This is a genomic window from Burkholderia sp. MSMB1588, from assembly GCF_001546925.1.
Taxonomy (GTDB): Bacteria; Pseudomonadota; Gammaproteobacteria; order Burkholderiales; family Burkholderiaceae; genus Burkholderia; species Burkholderia humptydooensis.
Map to the genome: position 1 here is coordinate 167,468 of NZ_CM003770.1, position 15,829 is coordinate 183,296.

Here is a 15,829-nt window from a genome sequence, read left to right on the forward strand (position 1 = left end):
GTACACCGGTGGTCTTCCTGTCCGTGTGCTCCGTAGCAAAGGGAGGAGCAGCCGACCACGTACCGTTTGGTTCAAGCCTGTCAGCATCTTTGGCTTATCGTGCCTAACGATGCCTGCGGCAGTTCACATTCGTTGACCATGTCACTCAGCCTGGGATCCCATCGGCTCGCCGTTCGACGATGGCGCCGAGCAAGAGGTCGTGCAGCAGATCGGGCGCACGGACAAGGACGGCGCGTCGGTCGGCCACTTCACGTTGACGCCGGCGAGCGACACGCGGCGCAAGGAACTGCTGTGCGACGTTCGGCCGATCATTCCGGTGATCTTCCTGCCGGGCGTGATGGGCTCACCGCTGGTGAACACGGAAACCGGCGACGAGATGTTCTTTGCACCGAACACGGACGGCTGGCTGGGGGACGCGGGCGCATTGCCGACGTTGCTCGGCATGTGGTTCAAAGGCGCGTCCACGCGAGAGACGCAGTTTGATCCGACCGTAGCCGCGGTGACCCCGTTCGGCCCGATCCGTGCCGGCAAGCTTCAAAAGGGTGACAAGGAAGACCAGTATGTCGATGAAGCAGAGGCGCGTCGACGCGGCTGGGGCTCGGTGTACCGCTCGAGCTATCAGCCGGTGCTGGCGTGGCTGGAAGAGCAGTTGAACGATGTGAAGCACCTGAACGAGGTGCAGGGGCAATGGGTCAAGCCCGACCCCGACGGCAAGAAGTGGACGCTCAAGCCCCTGCTGGATACCGAGCCGGCCGACTATGGGGCGACCGATGCCGGCGCGCAAGGCCGGGGGCAGAAGCTCACGGAAAAATCCGAGGCTTTCCAACACTTCCTGAAATACCGGTACCGGGTGTATGCGATCGGCTACAACTGGCTGCAATCGAACGAGAAGTCGGCCAGGGACGTGATCGAGGGCATGGATTTCAAGGACAAGAAATCCGGCAAGTCGATGCGGCTGATGGGGATCAAGGAGATTATCGCGGAGAACGACAGCGGCAAGGCGATCATCCTGACCCACTCGATGGGCGGCTTGGTCGCACGCATGGCGATCGCGATGCACGGTGGAGCGGACCTGATGCACGGCGTGTTCCACAACGTGCTGCCGGCGACCGGCGCGCCGATCGCGGCGAAGCGATTCCGCACCGGTGGCGGCAGCGAAGGCGGGCTGAACGGCTTCATCAATGGCGCGCTGCTTGGGAGCAACGCGGACGAGTTCGTGGCGGTGGCCGCGAACGCACCGGGCGCGCTCGAACTGTTGCCGATGCCGGATTATCACAACGGTGAACCGTGGTGGATCTTTGCGCGGCTCAACGGTGAGCCGGTGATGAAGTTGCCGCAGCAGGACGATGTATACAACGAGGTTTATATAAACCCTAAATGGTATGGATTAGTTCCCGAGCAAGCAAATTCGTTGCTTGACCCGGCAGGCATCGTGAAAAAGCGACTCGACAGTCAGCCAATAAAAACAACCGTATCTGATAATTTCGCAAAAACAATGCTGGCCGTTGTACGAAATCAATTAAAAATTAAAGAGACTTACCACGATAAAACATATGTTACCTATGGGGACGGCGCTTTAAAACCTAAGAGCTCGACCACATCGAGCGAAAGCCACGGCAAACGCACGATCGAGCAAGGCAAGAAGCTCGACGATCTATTGGCGTGGGGCACGGTGATCTGGAAAGGAAACATTCCGGCAGGTGTGACAGAAGAGGAACTGCGGGCCGCGCGGTTCATGCACGATTCGCACAGAGGCACGCTGCGCGTCCACCTGGATTCGCGCAATGTGACCATCGAATTCGAGGTGCAGAAGGTGGCGAAGCTGCCGCCGGGCAGCGACGCAACCGATCCCGAGAAGAATGGCATCGTGCCAGGCGACGGCACGGTGCCGATCTGGTCGGCGGAAGCCCCCGCGCGCGGTGCGAATGGCGGAGCAGCCCCAGGCGTTCAAATGGTGTTTGATCAAGGAGGCTATGTGCATCAGGAAAGTTACAACCATCCGTGGGCGCGCTGGGCGTTGCTCTACAGCATCGTGCAAATTGCACAGGATGCACCGGAGCCGAAATGCTGACACGTCTTGGCCGACTTCTGTTTCTAGTAGCGGGCGTGTGCGCCTGTTCGATAACCTTTTCCCGTGAACCGACCATGACGAATCCCTTGTTGTCCAAGCCGCGGCCGTGGTGCATCGGTCGCTTTGTGTTCGATCGACCTGCGACAAGCAAAATCACGAACCAGCGATACGAATATCAGGGGGAGAAGCTGGAAACAAAATATAACGTTTCGCCCGTCACCTATCAAACGAAGATTGATGAGCTGGAAAAAGAATATCGTACAAAACAGCGTTTTAATCCCGTCGACCTGGAGGAGAAAACTGGTCATGCTTGGCTTGAGAAAGCGTTTTCTCCGACAAATACATCCAGGGTTCTGGTGTATCAAAAAGGGGTAGCAAAGGCAGTGAAGTTGCCTTTCGATACGGAAGGGTATATTTACGAAAACAAAACACTGTTTCATACAACCGGCAGCATTGGATCTGCGGCCCTTGGTGACGTCGAGAATATTTACAATGGCATCTACCGTCGGATTAAAGCTCGCGACAACTGGTCGGTGCCGACCGAATCGGGGTTCTGTTTCGACGGCGGCATCGCCACAGGCTCGTCGACTTCCACCGAGGAGGTGAGCCAGTCGTTCGCATTGATGCCGGGACGGCCGGCGCTGCTCGTCATCCAGATGCGGGACTCCGTCAGCCAGGATCAGGGGCGGCCGTTGACCAAGACGCTTCCCGAACTGCGCGCGCAGATGGACCGCGTGTCGAGCGGCAGCTACCGCATTCTGCGGCAAGGCAAACGCACGGTGGCCGGGATGGACGCCGAGGAAGTGCTGTTCGCACTGAAGGAAGGCGAGATCACGTCGTACCGCTTCTACCTGCTTGCGCCGGGCGATCCGAGCACGTTGGCGAAGCCGCATACGGCCATCCAGTTGCTGCTCGGTGCGAGCAGTCCCGATTTGAAGCCTGAAGAAGCGACTTCTCCGGTCGACGAGGCCGGCGCTCTGCAAACGTGGGACACGCTGCTGAACAGCCTCCGGCTACGGCCGGGTGCCGTCTGAACGGAGTTGACATGCGACGCTACGACATCGTGAAGGGTGACACGACGACCGTCGGCGGCATCGTGCAAGGAGGCGATGGCGCCGATCTGATCGGCGGCCGAGAGCAAGCCTACGAGCACGATCCGGTGTGGTGCCCCGTCTGCAAGACGGTGGGTACGATCGGCTGCACCGGCCCGCGGATCTCCACTACCGGACCGGATGGGCGAGAGGCGGCGCTGAGCGATGATCTCTGCCTATGCGCGTGTCCGACGCCGCCGAAATTGGTGGCATCGCAATCCGTGTCGTATATCGAGGTCTGAACGGGTATTCCATGCACTTGCACCGTATTGTGTTACTGGTCCTGCTCACATCCTTTGCATTTCTTTCCGGATGTGCGGCATTGCACATCTGCGGACCATTCGATAGTTACGAGGAAGGCAATGGCAGGGCTTCCGCATGAAGAGGCATGTCAGGCAAGGCCGAGGATGGAGTCACGCATAGCGGTATCCCATGCGGCGAGGTTACGGATGTTCTTCAGGCTCACCTTCTTGGGCTGCCGACTCTGAGCCAGCCGGGCGAGATTGAGTGTGATCTTGCGCAGACTGGCCATGTTGCGGGCGGCCAGGGTGTCGCGGATCAGGCTGGCATCCTCGCCCCACGAGACATCGAGGACCCAGTGCAGTTGGTTTTCGATGCCCCAATGAGCACGGATGATCGGAGCCATCTCAGTTGCTTTCACCGCTTTCGAGCTGATGTAGTAACAGCGCTCGGTCGTCACTTTCTCGCCAATCTGGCGTGTGCGCTCAAGCATCACCAGCCGCTGGAGACCCGCCCAGTGCTGTCCTGTCCCGCTCAGCCACGCCACATCATCGCTGACCCGGCAAACCCGGGTCTCCAGCCGCCCGTGGCCTTTGTCATGTTCGGTGTGCTCCCAGTACGAGCTTTCGAGCTTGCCGTCCTGGGCAGCCGCAAACCACTGGCGCACGCCTTCGGCCAGTCGCGGCTGATTGTCCTTGACCGCCAGAACGTAGTCGGCCCCGGCCTCCACGATCGTGCGTGCGATCTCGTGCTGCGTGCCGATCGCGTCGATCGTTATCGTCGCGCCCTGCAAATCGAGCGCGGCCAGCAATTCCGGGATCGCCGTGATCTCATTGCTCTTATCGGCCGTGCTCACTTGCCCGAGGCTCAAGCCGTTGTTCGAGCACCATGCCGACACCAAATGCAGCGCCGCATGCGTGCCGCTACGGTTGCCGCGCACCGCCTTGCCGTCAATCGCCACATGCTGGCCAGCCAGCGCCGGACACAGTTGCCCGACCCAGTCGATGAAGCAGCGCTCAAACGCTTTCGCACTGAGCGCGCCGAATACCCGCCGGAACGTATCGGGCGACGGCACGCCGTTCTCATACGCCAGATGGCTACGCAGCCAAGCAAGCTGCGTGCGGCCCCACAGTGTCATCGTTTCCCAGTCCTCCACGCCGCACAGCACCGCGCACAGCGCCGCAAACAGGATTTCCTGCAACGGATAACGGCAGGCGCGGCAGCGCGGGTCCCGCAGTTCGGCAAACGCGTCCATGATCGTTGGCATCTCTCGTCCGGCAAAAATCGAGAGTAAACCTGAGACGCCAAATGTTTACAACAACCTTTTCCGCTCTCAGCCTTGATTCATGGGAGCCTTCATGCGGAAGCCCTGAAGGCAATGGAACGTACGTTGACTGGCAGGCCGATACTTTGTCAGCCTACCGTTTGGGGGTAGAGCAGGCACGGGATCAGTGCAGGGATGAACTGCAAGATCAATGTGTCGCCAAGTACGTTGAACTGTGCCGAAATCGCTCGGACGAGCGTTTCAGGAGCATGAGCAAAGCGGATGCTGATCACGCCTGCGCCCGTGTCGAGCCGTTTGTTCAAGAGCCTGGCATGACATGCAAACGATTTGCTCAGCGCGCTACCGCTGCCGGAATATGGAAGCCTTCCGAATTACCTTGGCAAGACGCGTGCCTCCGTTGCTTCTACGTTCCCTACGCGAAACCTCACGATCCATTCATCCCATATGTTGACGACCGCAAGTTCGACGCGTGTATGGTCGACAAGGGTTTCAAGCTGGTTACCAAAACAAGCCGGGGGACATGCGAGCCCCATGGAATTTTGAACGGAGTCTTGTAACAGAGCACGGTGTGAGCGAGGATGCGACGCTACGACAGCGTGAAGGGCAACCAACTATCGATGTCTGAATCGAATTCCAGCCAATACCCCTGATCCGAGCATCGCAATGACGACTCCCCATCTCCTGGAACCCGGCGGATTTACCTTGTCCGACGGACAGCTTTTCGCCGAGGGACGCGAGCTGGACGTGTTTGGCGATCCGCTCGACACACAGGACATTTTCAGCCTCGCGATGTCGGCGTCGCTTGACCTGCACGGCAAGCCTGTTGTCTGCCAGGACCTCCTGCCAGAACTGTCAATGCGGATCGAGGCGCACCCGCTGCCCGCCGGCAGCGACCCGGCCAAGCGGACGCAGTACATCGGCCAGGCGTGGCGTACCGTGGCCGAGGTCCTGATCCAGCGCCACGGTCGTCTGGAGAGGGATGAATGCGTGACACTGACGGCGCCGGCTGGCGTGCACATGACGCTGGCGCGCACGAGCGGACTAGCCGCCCTGCCGCCACACGCCATGCGCCTCCGGGTCGAATATAGTCCTGTCATCCTCGCCCGGTTTCTCGTCGCGCGGCACGAGCTGCCGCTGATCCAGCAGTCGCACCGCACTACGGCTCCCTTCGCGAGCGTGAAGCAGCCGCACCCGCCCCGTCTCGCGCCCGACACGCCGTCGATCGCGGAGCTGATTCGCGAGGCGCTGATCAAAACCGAGCAGGCCGCGGATGACCGATTCGCGCGCCTGCCGATGCCGGTACGTTACCGCGCCAGTGGCGCACTCGGCGCCTGGTCCCGCGTCACGGCGGCCGCCGGCCAATCCGGTGCCGAGTTCACGCAGCGACTGCGGGCCGATCCGATTTCGCTGATGCGATCGGATTTCGGCACCTATCTGGAATGGTGGAGCAACGGCAGCCCAACCCTGTTTAGAAGCACTGACGATCGCGCCCGCGGCCACGGCACCCTGTGCTGGCAGATGTTCGACGCATGCCAGGGCGTCTTGTTCGAGCCGACTCCGCCGCTGCACCACCTGCTCGACGATGCGTTCATTGCCGACGACGTGCCGGTTGGCACGATCGAGTTGCCGGCCGAGACGATGTGCATTATTCCCGATCCGTCGTGGTGGGGGCATCGCGGCGGACTGGACGCGATCATGCTGTTTCGCCGCGGGCCGGGGTCACACTCCGGGTACGCAACGAGCGACGTGATCAATGTGTTGTTCTGGACCGAGGTCCGGGCGGAATCCTGGCTCGAAACGGGAAACCTTGCGATCCCGCTGGATGATCCCCAACGAACCATCCGCCAGTTCCTCGATGGCATCGGTGCCGATCTGACGCAGAAGCAGGAAGTCGACACCGACACGATCGCTGCCACGGTGCAACATTGGCGACGCGTGCTCGACTACGCGATCAAGATGCTGCTCTACCTGGCGACCGGCGAGGCCCAGGTCGTCCAGGATCGCGCTTACACGAACGCGCCGCGTGATTTCGGCGGATTGGGCAAACGAAAGCGCACCGAGCGACTCGCGCAAATCGAAATGCTGTACGACCGTCACGTGATCGGGCCGGCCGTGCTTGATGCGTCGTCCCTCCCCTCGTTACCCGCTGAAGGCGCGCATCGGGAGGTCCGAGGCCACTGGCGCCGGCCGCACTTCAAGATGCAGCCGCACGGGCCACGACGGTCGCTGCGCAAACTGGTCTTTATCGGGCCCGCCGTCGTGCGAGCGGACCGCCTGGGTCTGGCATGATGAGGTGGACGCAATTGAGTCGCGAGTGAAGATGATGGGAAGCAGGAAGCATTCGTCGCAACGCACCGGGCGATCGGGCCTGACGAGAGAGATGCTGTTGCCACTGCCGACCGAAAAGGTCCGGGCGCTGTCGCTGGAGAACCATCTCGCACTGGCCACCGTGCGGGGCGACCGCGGCCCGCGGCCGAAGTGGTTGGCGGACAAGAATCTCGACGACTATCGGATCGACCGTGTGCCGAAGCCTTGGTGGCCAGGTGAAGAAGCCGCCTGAGCGTACCGAACCGACTACGCGGAGGTGTCGTTCGGTGCGTGACCACCTCTCAACGCGCACATACATAATATGCACTACTAAAGGAAAACGTGATGCACATACCGAAGATCGTAGTCGTGACATCTGCCCTCAATGTAATCTCGTGAGCGCGAGGCGACCACCGCGCGGATCTAACTTTACTTTTCGCGGGCGCGAACTAAACTCCGATCTTGTTGATGTCGCGAAGTAAAGTCGTGCCCCTTGAAGAGATCCCAAACACGCATGAACTTTACTTCGGCTGACGACAACACTATGCCCAGACGCGCGCGTCATAGGTCCAACGGCGCAGCTTGGTAGCAGTGATGTGTCGCGTATCCAGGTGCGCGGGATTGATCAGCACGTTCACCTCCTCCGGGACGACGACTGACGGCACGCAGTACAGCGCGGTGGCGCCCTCTGACAGCCACGCGTCACCGAGATCCAGACTGACCTTGCCGGCCGGCAAAGCGTCCCAGCCCACTGGTGCCGATGTCGCATCGAGGGTGCGTGCCTTCGCCCACACCTCGTCGGGGACCTCGAGGCGGACTAGATAACGGTTGAGTGGCAAGTCTCCGCCGCTCAGATGAACAACTGTCTCGAGGCAGGCGAGCGCGATGTTCGAGGCCGTGTACAGCACGGTGCGACCCGACCGGTTCCAGCGACCACCGGTGCGTTTCGCCCCTTCGCCGCTTAGGTCGTCCGCCGTGTAGTCGGGCGTGTCGGTTGCGATTCGCCAGAGCGCAACCGTCATGCATATGCTCCGCTTTGCATCCGTGCGAGCACGGCGCCGACGAGCTCCTGGCCTGCAACGGTATCCATCAATTCCGCCGGCTTGCGGCCACCCAAAGCGGGATTGGTCCGCTCGATCCACTGCGCGACCCAATGAGCGGCGTCGAACCCGGCCGGTTCGCCGGATTCCTCAACCATAGACTGAACCTGACCGATCAGCTTCGACAGGCCCACAACGCGCTCTGTGTGCTCGGTCGACAGCGGCTGTTTTGCCTTCGACTTGCGGACCACCGTCGTTCGCGGAAATCCGAGGACGCCCATGAGCCGGTCCTGCGTGGTCGCCATGCGATCGGCGAGCAGAATCACGGTGTGGGCGTCGACCCCATGCTTGATCCAGTCAATACGTTCCATCGGCGAGGCGCGGTAAATCCGCTGAAAGTCGAGCAATTCGAGCTCGTGCGGCTCGACCGCACGCGGCCGCGCGCGTGCAGGCAGGGCATGTCGTTTCTCGATCGCGCTCATTGCGTGCTCCAGTTCATATGGACTTTTATTTTATGCCAAATGGTCAAATCTGTCGAGATGACTTGCGGCCCGCGGCGGTCAATCGCTGCCGGCAGTGTGCCAGTCGTCGCGCTTTTAGCGCTCGCGCACGAGCCGCGCGTGATACTTCGCCGCCTCGCGCCGCAGCCGCGCCTCCTCCGGTGACACGTAGATCGACGTCGTGCCGAGCGACGCGTGCCCGAGCGTGCGCTGCACGACCTCGAGCGCCACGCCGGTGGCCAGCATCTGCGTGCCGACCGTGTGCCGGAAAGCGTGCGGCGACGTGCCGGCCAGCTTCCGCCGCTCTGCCTCCGACAGTTCGGGCATCTGCTCGAGCAGTTGCGCGATCGCCCACTGCGTGAGCCCGCGCGCACCGAATACCCGCGGGTGGCCGGGCTGGCGGCCGGCGCGTCGGCGTCATCGGGCGCGCCGAACTTCGCGCGGGCCCGCGGCGTCGGTGCTGGTGTCGCACCTGCAGCGGCGATCGCGAAATATGGCGAGCCGCGCCTCACGCCCGTCACCCTGCAGTTGATCGAGCAGGTCGCGGGGCAATGGGCGATCGCGACGCCGGCCGCCGAGCACCCTGTGGGTCGCTGGTTCCGGCCGCTGGTCGCGGCGCGTCCGGCCGGCGAGGGGATCCACACGCTCGGCGAGCTCGTCGCGCTGGTGAACTGCCGCGGCGGCCAGTGGTGGCGCTCGGTGCCGCGCATCGGTGTCGGCCGGGCGCGCGTGCTGGTCGCGTGGCTGCGCACGCACGCCGCGTCGATCGGCACGACTGTCGAGCCGGACGTCGACACCAGCGACGCGCTTGCGCTAACATCGATGCGCATCACCGCGGCACCCGGCCAGCTCGCGCCGCTCGAGCGCCTCGCGCTGCCGGACGCGCTGTCCGGCGCACGTGGCGTGAACCGCGCGGCGGGCTTCGCGTACGTGCGCGCCGCGCACGACCTGGACGCTGTGCGCGCGTACCTGCACCGCTACGACGACCGGCCGGCCACGCAACGCGCGTACACGCGCGAGCTCGAGCGCCTGGTGCTGTGGTGCGTGGTCGAGCGCGGCGTCGCGCTCGCGTCGATGACGGTCGAGGATTGCGACGCGTACAAGGCGTTTCTGGCCGCACCGGGCGCTCGCTTCACCGGTCCGCCGGTGGCCCGCACCAGCGGCCGCTGGCGACCGTTCGCGCCGGGCGGCCTGGCGCCGGACAGCCAGCGCTACGCGGTGCGCGCGATTCGCGCGGCGTTCACCTGGCTGGTGGCCGTGCGCTATCTGGCCGGCAACCCGTGGGCGGCCGTCACGGATCCGAACGTCGTCAAGCGGGTGCGCCGCCTGCAGGCCGAGCGCGCGTTGCCGCTGGACCTCTGGACCCGCGTGCGCGCGACGCTGGCCGAGCGCAGCGAGCTTCAGGGGCCGAGCGGGCCGCGCTGGCGCGCCGCGCGCGCGTTGCTGCTGGTGATGGGCGACGGCGGGCTGCGCATCGCCGAGGCGGCCGCCGTGGCGCGCACTGCGCTCGTCTGGATGCCGGCCGACGACGACACGCCAGCCAACTGGCTGCTCGAGGTGATCGGCAAGGGCAACAAGCAGCGCTTCGTGCCGATCAGCAACGACTGCGTCGACGCGCTGCGTGCGCACTGGGGCGATCGCGGACTGGACTTCGATGCGATGACCGGAGCGCCGGGCTTGCCGCTGATTGCGCCGCTGGTGGTGCCGCCCACGCCGCGGGCCCGCGCGAAGTTCGGCGCGCCCGATGACGCCGACGCGCCGGCCGCCAGCCCGGCCACCCGCGAGTATTCGGTGCGCGGCGCGCGCGGGCTCACGCAGTGGGCGATCACGCAACTGCTCGAGCAGATGCCCGAACTGTCGGAGGCAGAGCGGCGGAAGCTGGCCGGCACGTCGCCGCACGCTTTCCGGCACACGGTCGGTACGCAGATGCTGGCCGCCGGGGTCGCGCTCGAGGTCGTGCAGCGCACGCTCGGGCACGCGTCGCTCGGCATGACGTCGATCTACGTGTCGCCGGAAGAGGCGCGGATGCGTCGCGAGGCGGCGAAGTATCACGCGCGGCTCGCGCGTGAGCGCTAAAAGCGCGACGACTGCCACACTGCCGGCAGCGATTGACCGCCGCAGGCCGCAAGTTATCTCGACAGATTTGACCATTGGTATCCCCGTGACTTTTGGGCCGGTCCTGAGGCGCTTTCGGCATCTGCTCATTAATGACTCACTCCGACAATTGTCTGTTTATTCGCCAATTTTTTCGGGCTACGCTGATCAGCCCCTCTTTCGCGTTCCGGAGCGGACGGCGATGGAACACTGGCGACTAGCTTGTCTGGGTGAACGGCACATACCGCGCGAACTCAGCGAGTTCGAACTCGCCACGTTCTTCACGTTTTCGTCCAAGGAGCGGGCCCTGATTGACGCGCGTCGCGGCCCTCTATACCGGCTGGCGCTCGCACTGCATATCGGGTTCGTGCGCATGACGGGCACGACACTCGATGCTTACCAATACGTTCCGCAGGTCCTGTGGAGCCATCTGGGCAAGCACCTTGGGATTGAGCCGCCGGACCTCGGCACGCTGCGCACGCTCTACGAAACGCGCGAGCGCACACTCTTCGACCATCAGGTGATCGCTTATCAGGCGCTTAGCTTTACGCCAATGGCGGAACATCAGCGCCGCTATATCGTGCGCTGGCTCAAGGAGCGGCTCAGGGGCCGTCCCAATCGCGTCGATCTGATGCACGAACTCAAACGCTGGCTGTATGAGCACCGCATCCTGATCCAGCAGGACCGCGCCCTCACGCCACTGCTCACGCAAGCCGCCCGGGATGTCGAAACGACGCTGACGGCGAGCCTGGCAGAGGCTTTCGATGAGGCGACGCTCGATCGCTGGGGGACGCTCCTGCCGCATCGACGGCGTCACGTTGTTGTGTGTCTTGCATCGCAGTTTGTGCAGAGTGAACGGATTGGCCTGCAGCAACGGTGGCAAGTCTCGGCATCCACGTTACGGACGGCGTCGGGATATCCCGGCCAAACCCCTATCAGCGATCACCAGCCACCCACCAGGCCCGGTGACAACACCCCCCAGATCATGACCGCGACTGGGGGGCGGGAATCATGCCGGGCCTGGCTGGCCAAAACCCCCGATTATCGGGGGCGTGAAGATAGTAACGGGGGCGGACCTCCCGAACTAGGTCACCTAGCGCTGTGCGGCCGCCCGCGTAACCCATCGCCCGGATCTCGCGCAGCAGACGTTCGACGCTCAGATCGGGAAACTCGCGTACGCGTTCGGTGACGTAGTGGACGAACGGATCGACCACGCACGGGCGAAGGTGCTGGAGCCGCTGGCGGACAAGCTGCAGGCGGCGCTGGGCGCGTCGCGCGCGGCGGTGGACGCGGGCTACGTGCCGAACGACTATCAGGTGGGCCAGACGGGCAAGATCGTCGCGCCGCAGTTGTACATCGCGGTGGGCATCTCGGGCGCGATCCAGCACCTGGCGGGGATGAAGGATTCGAAGGTGATCGTCGCGATCAACAAGGATCCGGAAGCGCCGATCTTCAGCGTGGCCGATTACGGCCTCGTCGGCGATCTCTTCACGTCTGTTCCCGATCTGATCGAACAATTGTATGCGGTCAATGAACGACCCCCTTCCAATGAAGGGCAGAAGGTCAGAAGCTAAGTGTCCGCGTGGACACATGCACTCAGACCGTGATGACCGAGAGTCAAGACCTTCGAAGCAGACTGGTGGTTGGCCGCAGACGGGATGGCCGACGGGAATTTGATGAGGCTGCCGTACAAGAGCTCGTTTTACTCCAAGGGGCTTACTGATCAGCCCTTCCATAGTATCTAGCGACAGCTCCAAAATTTATTCTGGGAGAACTCCAATAAATTCCATAGAGTTCGATCTCGAAAATTCGCGATTACTTCCTGTGCCCCCGCCTCTCGCAATCGCGCTTCGTCCAGCGCAGTCGACATTCCAAACGTAAAAATCCCCGCGGAACTTGCCGACCGAACGCCGGAAATCGAATCCTCGAATGCGATGGCGCGTTCTGCCTTCGTCCCGAGAAATTCGAGCGCCGTCAGATAAGGCAGCGGATGAGGTTTGCCGTGTCCGAGTTCACCGCCAATCACGAGTGTTTCAAATCGCTTGGTGAGACCGAGGGCATTCAGCATCATTGTCGCGTTCTTCCGCGGCGCATTCGTCACTACGGCAGTCTTCGCGCCAACCCGATCTGCATAAGCGAGAATATCCTCTGTTCCTGCCGTCGGTGTCAGCTTTGTGGTCAACTGGGCCCGAAACAACCGCTCTTTCTCCGCAGCCAGTTCGGCATATTTCTCCTCCGCCATCTCCGGAAACAGTCCGCCGAAGATCAGGTTGTCGGGAAAGCCCATGATGTGCGTTTTGTAGTAGTCGATACTGATCGAACGATTCCATTTCGCGAGCAGTGCGTTATACGCATTGAGATGCAGTGCGTCGGTATCGACGAGCGTACCGTCCAGATCAAACAGCAAGGTAAGTGCAGCCACTTGGTGGAAACTCCTTTTGAAGCGTCTTAACGTTGTACCGTCCGTCGTGCGAAAGCGAAGCCGCTCAACCCCAACATGATCGGCACCATCAGCACGGGATACACGATCAAGGTGGCGAATGCCGATTGCATCCCGATTTTTTCGGACAGCATTCCGAGCAGGAACGGTGCGATCAGCAGTGCAACACCCACCGCCTGCGACGCCTGCGCGCTCAGCGCCGGCCCCGCGTCGGGCGCGGCACGCATCGCAGTACCGAGAATGAGCGGGAAGAAGTTGCCAAGGCATGCGCCGAGCAGCGCGGCAAGCCCGGCCGTGATAAGAACGTCGCGCGTCACGTGCAGCACGGCGAATGTAGCGATCGCGCCGAGCGCCACCGCGACGAGCAGCGTGAGCGGCTTCACCGTGCGCAGCAGGTAGCTGCTCGCCACACGTCCGCACACGGTGCCGCCGAAGTAGACGCTCATCAGCGTCGCCGCCATCGACGCGCTGCTTGCGACAGTTTCCTTCATATATGCGGCGCCCCAGAAGCCCACGCCCCACTCGGCCGAGATGCCGAGAACGACGAGTGCCCACAGGCTGAGCTGCAGGACGCGCGGCAAGCGCGCGCCAGTACCGTGTGTGATCGGCGAGGCGTCGATGACATGCAGCGCGGGTTCGTCGCGCCGATATGTCGAAACCGGGATCGCAGCGAGCAGCGCGGCGGAAATCGCGACAACGACGGGAGCTGTCCGCCACGACAAGCCGATCGATGTCGCGCTGCCGATCAGCAACGCTCCGCCCAGCACGCACAACCCGGCGACAACGTGCGCTTCGACGAGCTTCGCGGCCGCACGTTCGCGGTAGCGCGCGCCGAGCTTCGCCTGGCCGGTCGCCATCACGAGACCGCTCGACAAGCCCATCATCGCCGCAGCGAGCAGTGTAATTGGCAGCGCATGCGACAGCGCAAGCACGCTACTCGCCGCGACGACCGTCAGGACCGCGATCTGTCCAATGCCGGTCGGAAGCCGGCACGCCGAAAGCCAGCGATAAGGAAAACCGATCAACGCGAGCCCGAGCGCGTAAGCGGCAAAATGCAGGCCGACCTCGCGCAGATCGAAGCCGAGTTCGGTGCGCACGAACGGCATGGCGGGGCCTAGCATGCCTTGCTGCACACCGTATAGTCCGAACATCAGATAGATCGTCCACGGGCGTCGCATAGCGGCGTGGTCGGCTGCTGGGGCATCAGCGGTGGTCGCTTCTTTCGTGCAGGATTCAATCACGGTTCGTATGTTCGGTAAACAAGGTGTGCCAATGGGCGGTGCGCTCGGCCTTCGCGCGACTGGCGTCGAATACGTTCAGCGGGCGCAGCGACGGCATCGATGCCGTCGGATCGGCCGTTTCACCGAGTACGACTTTTCCATAGCGCCGGCTGATCGTCGATGCATCGTGCGACAACATCCACGCGAGCGCGCGTTGCGCTCGTGCGACACGCGGCGAGCCCGCCCGCAACGCGAACACTTCGTATTCGTAGCATCGCGCGTCGTCCGGCACGAGCCAGCGCAGTGTCGGATGCGCGCGCGCGGCACGCGTCGCCGCGGTCGACACGGTTGCAGCAACCCAAGCGCGTCCGGCCAGCACGTCGTCGATCGGCGTGGTCGATGAGCCGCTGATCGACGGCCGAAGCCGGGCGACCGCGGCGAGCGTCTGCCACGCGGCTTCGCCTCGATGCTCGACGAGCGCACTCAGATGCAGATAGTCGGCTCCTGAACGCGATGGGTCCGGCAATGCCAGGCGTCCACTCCAGATGGGCGACGCGAGCGCTTTCCACAAAGTCGGCGCGGCGAGCCCGTGGTCAGAAAGCAGCTTCGCGTCGTAGCAGAACGTGGGCACGAAGCCCGACGGACTGAACCAGCGGCGCCCTTCTGCGATAGCCGAAGACGGCAATCCCGCAAAATCGATCTCGTCCAGCGGCGTCAGCCGTGCGACGATCGCCGGGTCGAGCAGCGCGGTCGCTGCCGTACCCAGCAATATGTCCCACGGGCCCGCGTCGTCGCAACGCAGGCGCTCGGCAAGCTCGGCGGTCGACCAGCGCACGAGTCGCACTATCACGCCAAGCTGCGCCGACATGCCGTCGACGAATTCGGTGAGCTCCGCATGCTCCATCGAGCTGACGGCGATCAGCTCGTCCACCGGCGTGTCAGTCGACGAGGCCATGCAGTTTCGCATATTGGAGCAGCATGATCGTCTTGCCGTCGGCGATTTCGCCGGAATCGATCATAGCGAGCGTTTCATCGAGGGGCAGCTCGAGCACCTCGATCTCCTCGCCATCCGATTCGACGCCACCGCCGTCGCCGACGCGATCCTTGTCGAAATACTCGCCGACGAAGAAGTACAACCGTTCGGTCACGGAGCCCGGGCTCATGAACGCTTCGAAGATCTTCCGCACGTGCTCGACCCGGTAGCCGGTTTCCTCTTCGGTTTCCTTGCGGATGCAGGTGAGCGGATCGTCGCGGTCGAGAAGGCCCGCACAGGTTTCGATCAGCATGCCGTCGTGTTCGTTAACAAACGCGGGAAATCGGAATTGCCGCGTAAGGATCACGGTCTTCTTCGTGCGGTTGAACAGAAGGATCGTCGCACCGTTGCCACGGTCGTAGGTCTCGCGCGACTGACTTTGCCAGGTGCCGTTGCGTCGCAGAAATTCGAATGTCGTTTTGCGCAGCACGTACCAGTTGTCGGATAGCACCTCGACCTCTTTAATCCGCACGCGGTCCTTGGTTGAAATCACGTCACTCACGATGTC

Annotated in this window: 13 protein-coding genes and 5 pseudogenes; 8 read left to right on the plus strand and 10 right to left on the minus strand. The window is 62.9% G+C overall.

Features of this window, described 5'->3' with window-relative positions; genetic code table 11:
* Window positions 1–199: 199 nt before the first annotated feature.
* From WS92_RS35450 to WS92_RS00565, 3 genes are all read left to right on the plus strand, one after another.
* The gene (locus WS92_RS35450) at window positions 200–2,071 is read left to right on the plus strand and encodes an esterase/lipase family protein (protein WP_231755918.1); all 1,872 of its coding nucleotides are present in this window, start codon (window positions 200–202) and stop codon (window positions 2,069–2,071) included.
* A 74-nt stretch (window positions 2,072–2,145) separates the two neighbouring features.
* Window positions 2,146–3,105 (plus strand): T6SS immunity protein Tli4 family protein, encoded by a 960-nt coding sequence (locus tag WS92_RS35455; protein ID WP_082743663.1) that lies wholly within the window; start codon window positions 2,146–2,148, stop codon window positions 3,103–3,105.
* A gap of 11 nt (window positions 3,106–3,116) precedes the next feature.
* Window positions 3,117–3,404 carry a PAAR domain-containing protein gene (locus WS92_RS00565; protein WP_009916304.1) on the plus strand — a complete coding sequence of 96 codons (288 nt, stop codon included), beginning with the start codon at window positions 3,117–3,119 and terminating at the stop codon, window positions 3,402–3,404.
* Window positions 3,405–3,553: 149 nt separating this feature from the next.
* On the opposite strand, the gene WS92_RS00570 is transcribed toward WS92_RS00565, so the two are convergent.
* Both WS92_RS00570 and WS92_RS35460 read right to left on the minus strand, forming a co-directional pair.
* On the minus strand, window positions 3,554–4,669 hold the full coding sequence (locus tag WS92_RS00570; RefSeq protein ID WP_006029871.1) for an ISAs1 family transposase: 1,116 nt from the start codon (window positions 4,667–4,669) through the stop codon (window positions 3,554–3,556).
* 146 nt (window positions 4,670–4,815) lie between these two features.
* Window positions 4,816–4,989, minus strand: a complete 174-nt coding sequence (locus WS92_RS35460) for a hypothetical protein (protein ID WP_171845174.1) — start codon at window positions 4,987–4,989, stop codon at window positions 4,816–4,818.
* 361 nt (window positions 4,990–5,350) lie between these two features.
* On the opposite strand from WS92_RS35460, the gene WS92_RS00575 reads away from it, so the two are divergent.
* Both WS92_RS00575 and WS92_RS35465 read left to right on the plus strand, forming a co-directional pair.
* On the plus strand, window positions 5,351–6,976 hold the full coding sequence (locus tag WS92_RS00575) for an AcrVA2 family anti-CRISPR protein (RefSeq protein ID WP_061083796.1): 1,626 nt from the start codon (window positions 5,351–5,353) through the stop codon (window positions 6,974–6,976).
* A gap of 175 nt (window positions 6,977–7,151) precedes the next feature.
* Window positions 7,152–7,247, plus strand: a pseudogene (locus WS92_RS35465) (H-NS histone family protein); the annotation flags it as partial.
* Window positions 7,248–7,536: 289 nt separating this feature from the next.
* On the opposite strand, the gene WS92_RS00585 reads toward WS92_RS35465, so the two are convergent.
* From WS92_RS00585 to WS92_RS34030, 3 genes and pseudogenes are all read right to left on the minus strand, one after another.
* Entirely contained in the window at window positions 7,537–8,016 is a 480-nt protein-coding gene (locus tag WS92_RS00585) for an RES family NAD+ phosphorylase (protein WP_061083797.1), read from the minus strand.
* Window positions 8,013–8,516 (minus strand): type II RES/Xre toxin-antitoxin system antitoxin, encoded by a 504-nt coding sequence (locus WS92_RS00590; RefSeq protein WP_006029252.1) that lies wholly within the window; start codon window positions 8,514–8,516, stop codon window positions 8,013–8,015. Before WS92_RS00590 ends, WS92_RS00585 begins: the two co-directional genes overlap by 4 nt.
* Before the next feature lie 114 nt (window positions 8,517–8,630).
* Window positions 8,631–8,909, minus strand: a pseudogene (locus WS92_RS34030) (tyrosine-type recombinase/integrase); the annotation flags it as partial.
* On the opposite strand from WS92_RS34030, the gene WS92_RS00595 reads away from it, so the two are divergent.
* Together WS92_RS00595 and WS92_RS30480 are read left to right on the plus strand one after the other, a co-directional pair.
* Window positions 8,874–10,610 (plus strand): phage integrase family protein, encoded by a 1,737-nt coding sequence (locus WS92_RS00595; protein WP_348983738.1) that lies wholly within the window; start codon window positions 8,874–8,876, stop codon window positions 10,608–10,610. The pseudogene WS92_RS34030 and the gene WS92_RS00595 overlap by 36 nt on opposite strands.
* Before the next feature lie 220 nt (window positions 10,611–10,830).
* Window positions 10,831–11,358 (plus strand): annotated as a pseudogene (locus WS92_RS30480) (DUF4158 domain-containing protein); the annotation flags it as partial.
* 337 nt (window positions 11,359–11,695) lie between these two features.
* Here the strand turns inward: WS92_RS30480 and WS92_RS34035 are convergent.
* A pseudogene (locus WS92_RS34035) lies at window positions 11,696–11,851 on the minus strand (IS21 family transposase); the annotation flags it as partial.
* Between WS92_RS34035 and WS92_RS00605 the strand changes: the two are divergent.
* Window positions 11,852–12,202, plus strand: a pseudogene (locus WS92_RS00605) (FAD-binding protein); the annotation flags it as partial.
* 167 nt (window positions 12,203–12,369) lie between these two features.
* Here WS92_RS00605 and WS92_RS00610 read toward each other — a convergent pair.
* From WS92_RS00610 to nudK, 4 genes are all read right to left on the minus strand, one after another.
* The gene (locus WS92_RS00610; RefSeq protein WP_059933232.1) at window positions 12,370–13,050 is read right to left on the minus strand and encodes an HAD family hydrolase; all 681 of its coding nucleotides are present in this window, start codon (window positions 13,048–13,050) and stop codon (window positions 12,370–12,372) included.
* Window positions 13,051–13,076: 26 nt separating this feature from the next.
* The gene (locus tag WS92_RS00615) at window positions 13,077–14,219 is read right to left on the minus strand and encodes an MFS transporter (RefSeq protein ID WP_082743829.1); all 1,143 of its coding nucleotides are present in this window, start codon (window positions 14,217–14,219) and stop codon (window positions 13,077–13,079) included.
* A gap of 82 nt (window positions 14,220–14,301) precedes the next feature.
* Window positions 14,302–15,219, minus strand: coding sequence for an ABC transporter substrate-binding protein (locus tag WS92_RS00620; RefSeq protein WP_059933260.1), 918 nt, complete (start codon window positions 15,217–15,219; stop codon window positions 14,302–14,304).
* A gap of 7 nt (window positions 15,220–15,226) precedes the next feature.
* Window positions 15,227–15,823, minus strand: a complete 597-nt coding sequence (gene nudK, locus WS92_RS00625; protein ID WP_059933237.1) for a GDP-mannose pyrophosphatase NudK — start codon at window positions 15,821–15,823, stop codon at window positions 15,227–15,229.
* Window positions 15,824–15,829: the final 6 nt, after the last annotated feature.

Bases quoted from the DNA above. Each gene is read 5' to 3' on its own strand.
- WS92_RS00575 (WP_061083796.1), top strand. From the start codon at position 5,351: ATGACGACTCCCCATCTCCTGGAACCCGGCGGATTTACCTTGTCCGAC.
- WS92_RS00585 (WP_061083797.1), bottom strand. From the start codon at position 8,016: ATGACGGTTGCGCTCTGGCGAATCGCAACCGACACGCCCGACTACACG.
- WS92_RS35455 (WP_082743663.1), top strand. From the start codon at position 2,146: ATGACGAATCCCTTGTTGTCCAAGCCGCGGCCGTGGTGCATCGGTCGC.
- WS92_RS00565 (WP_009916304.1), top strand. From the start codon at position 3,117: ATGCGACGCTACGACATCGTGAAGGGTGACACGACGACCGTCGGCGGC.
- WS92_RS00570 (WP_006029871.1), bottom strand. From the start codon at position 4,669: ATGCCAACGATCATGGACGCGTTTGCCGAACTGCGGGACCCGCGCTGC.
- WS92_RS00615 (WP_082743829.1), bottom strand. From the start codon at position 14,219: ATGTTCGGACTATACGGTGTGCAGCAAGGCATGCTAGGCCCCGCCATG.
- WS92_RS00590 (WP_006029252.1), bottom strand. From the start codon at position 8,516: ATGAGCGCGATCGAGAAACGACATGCCCTGCCTGCACGCGCGCGGCCG.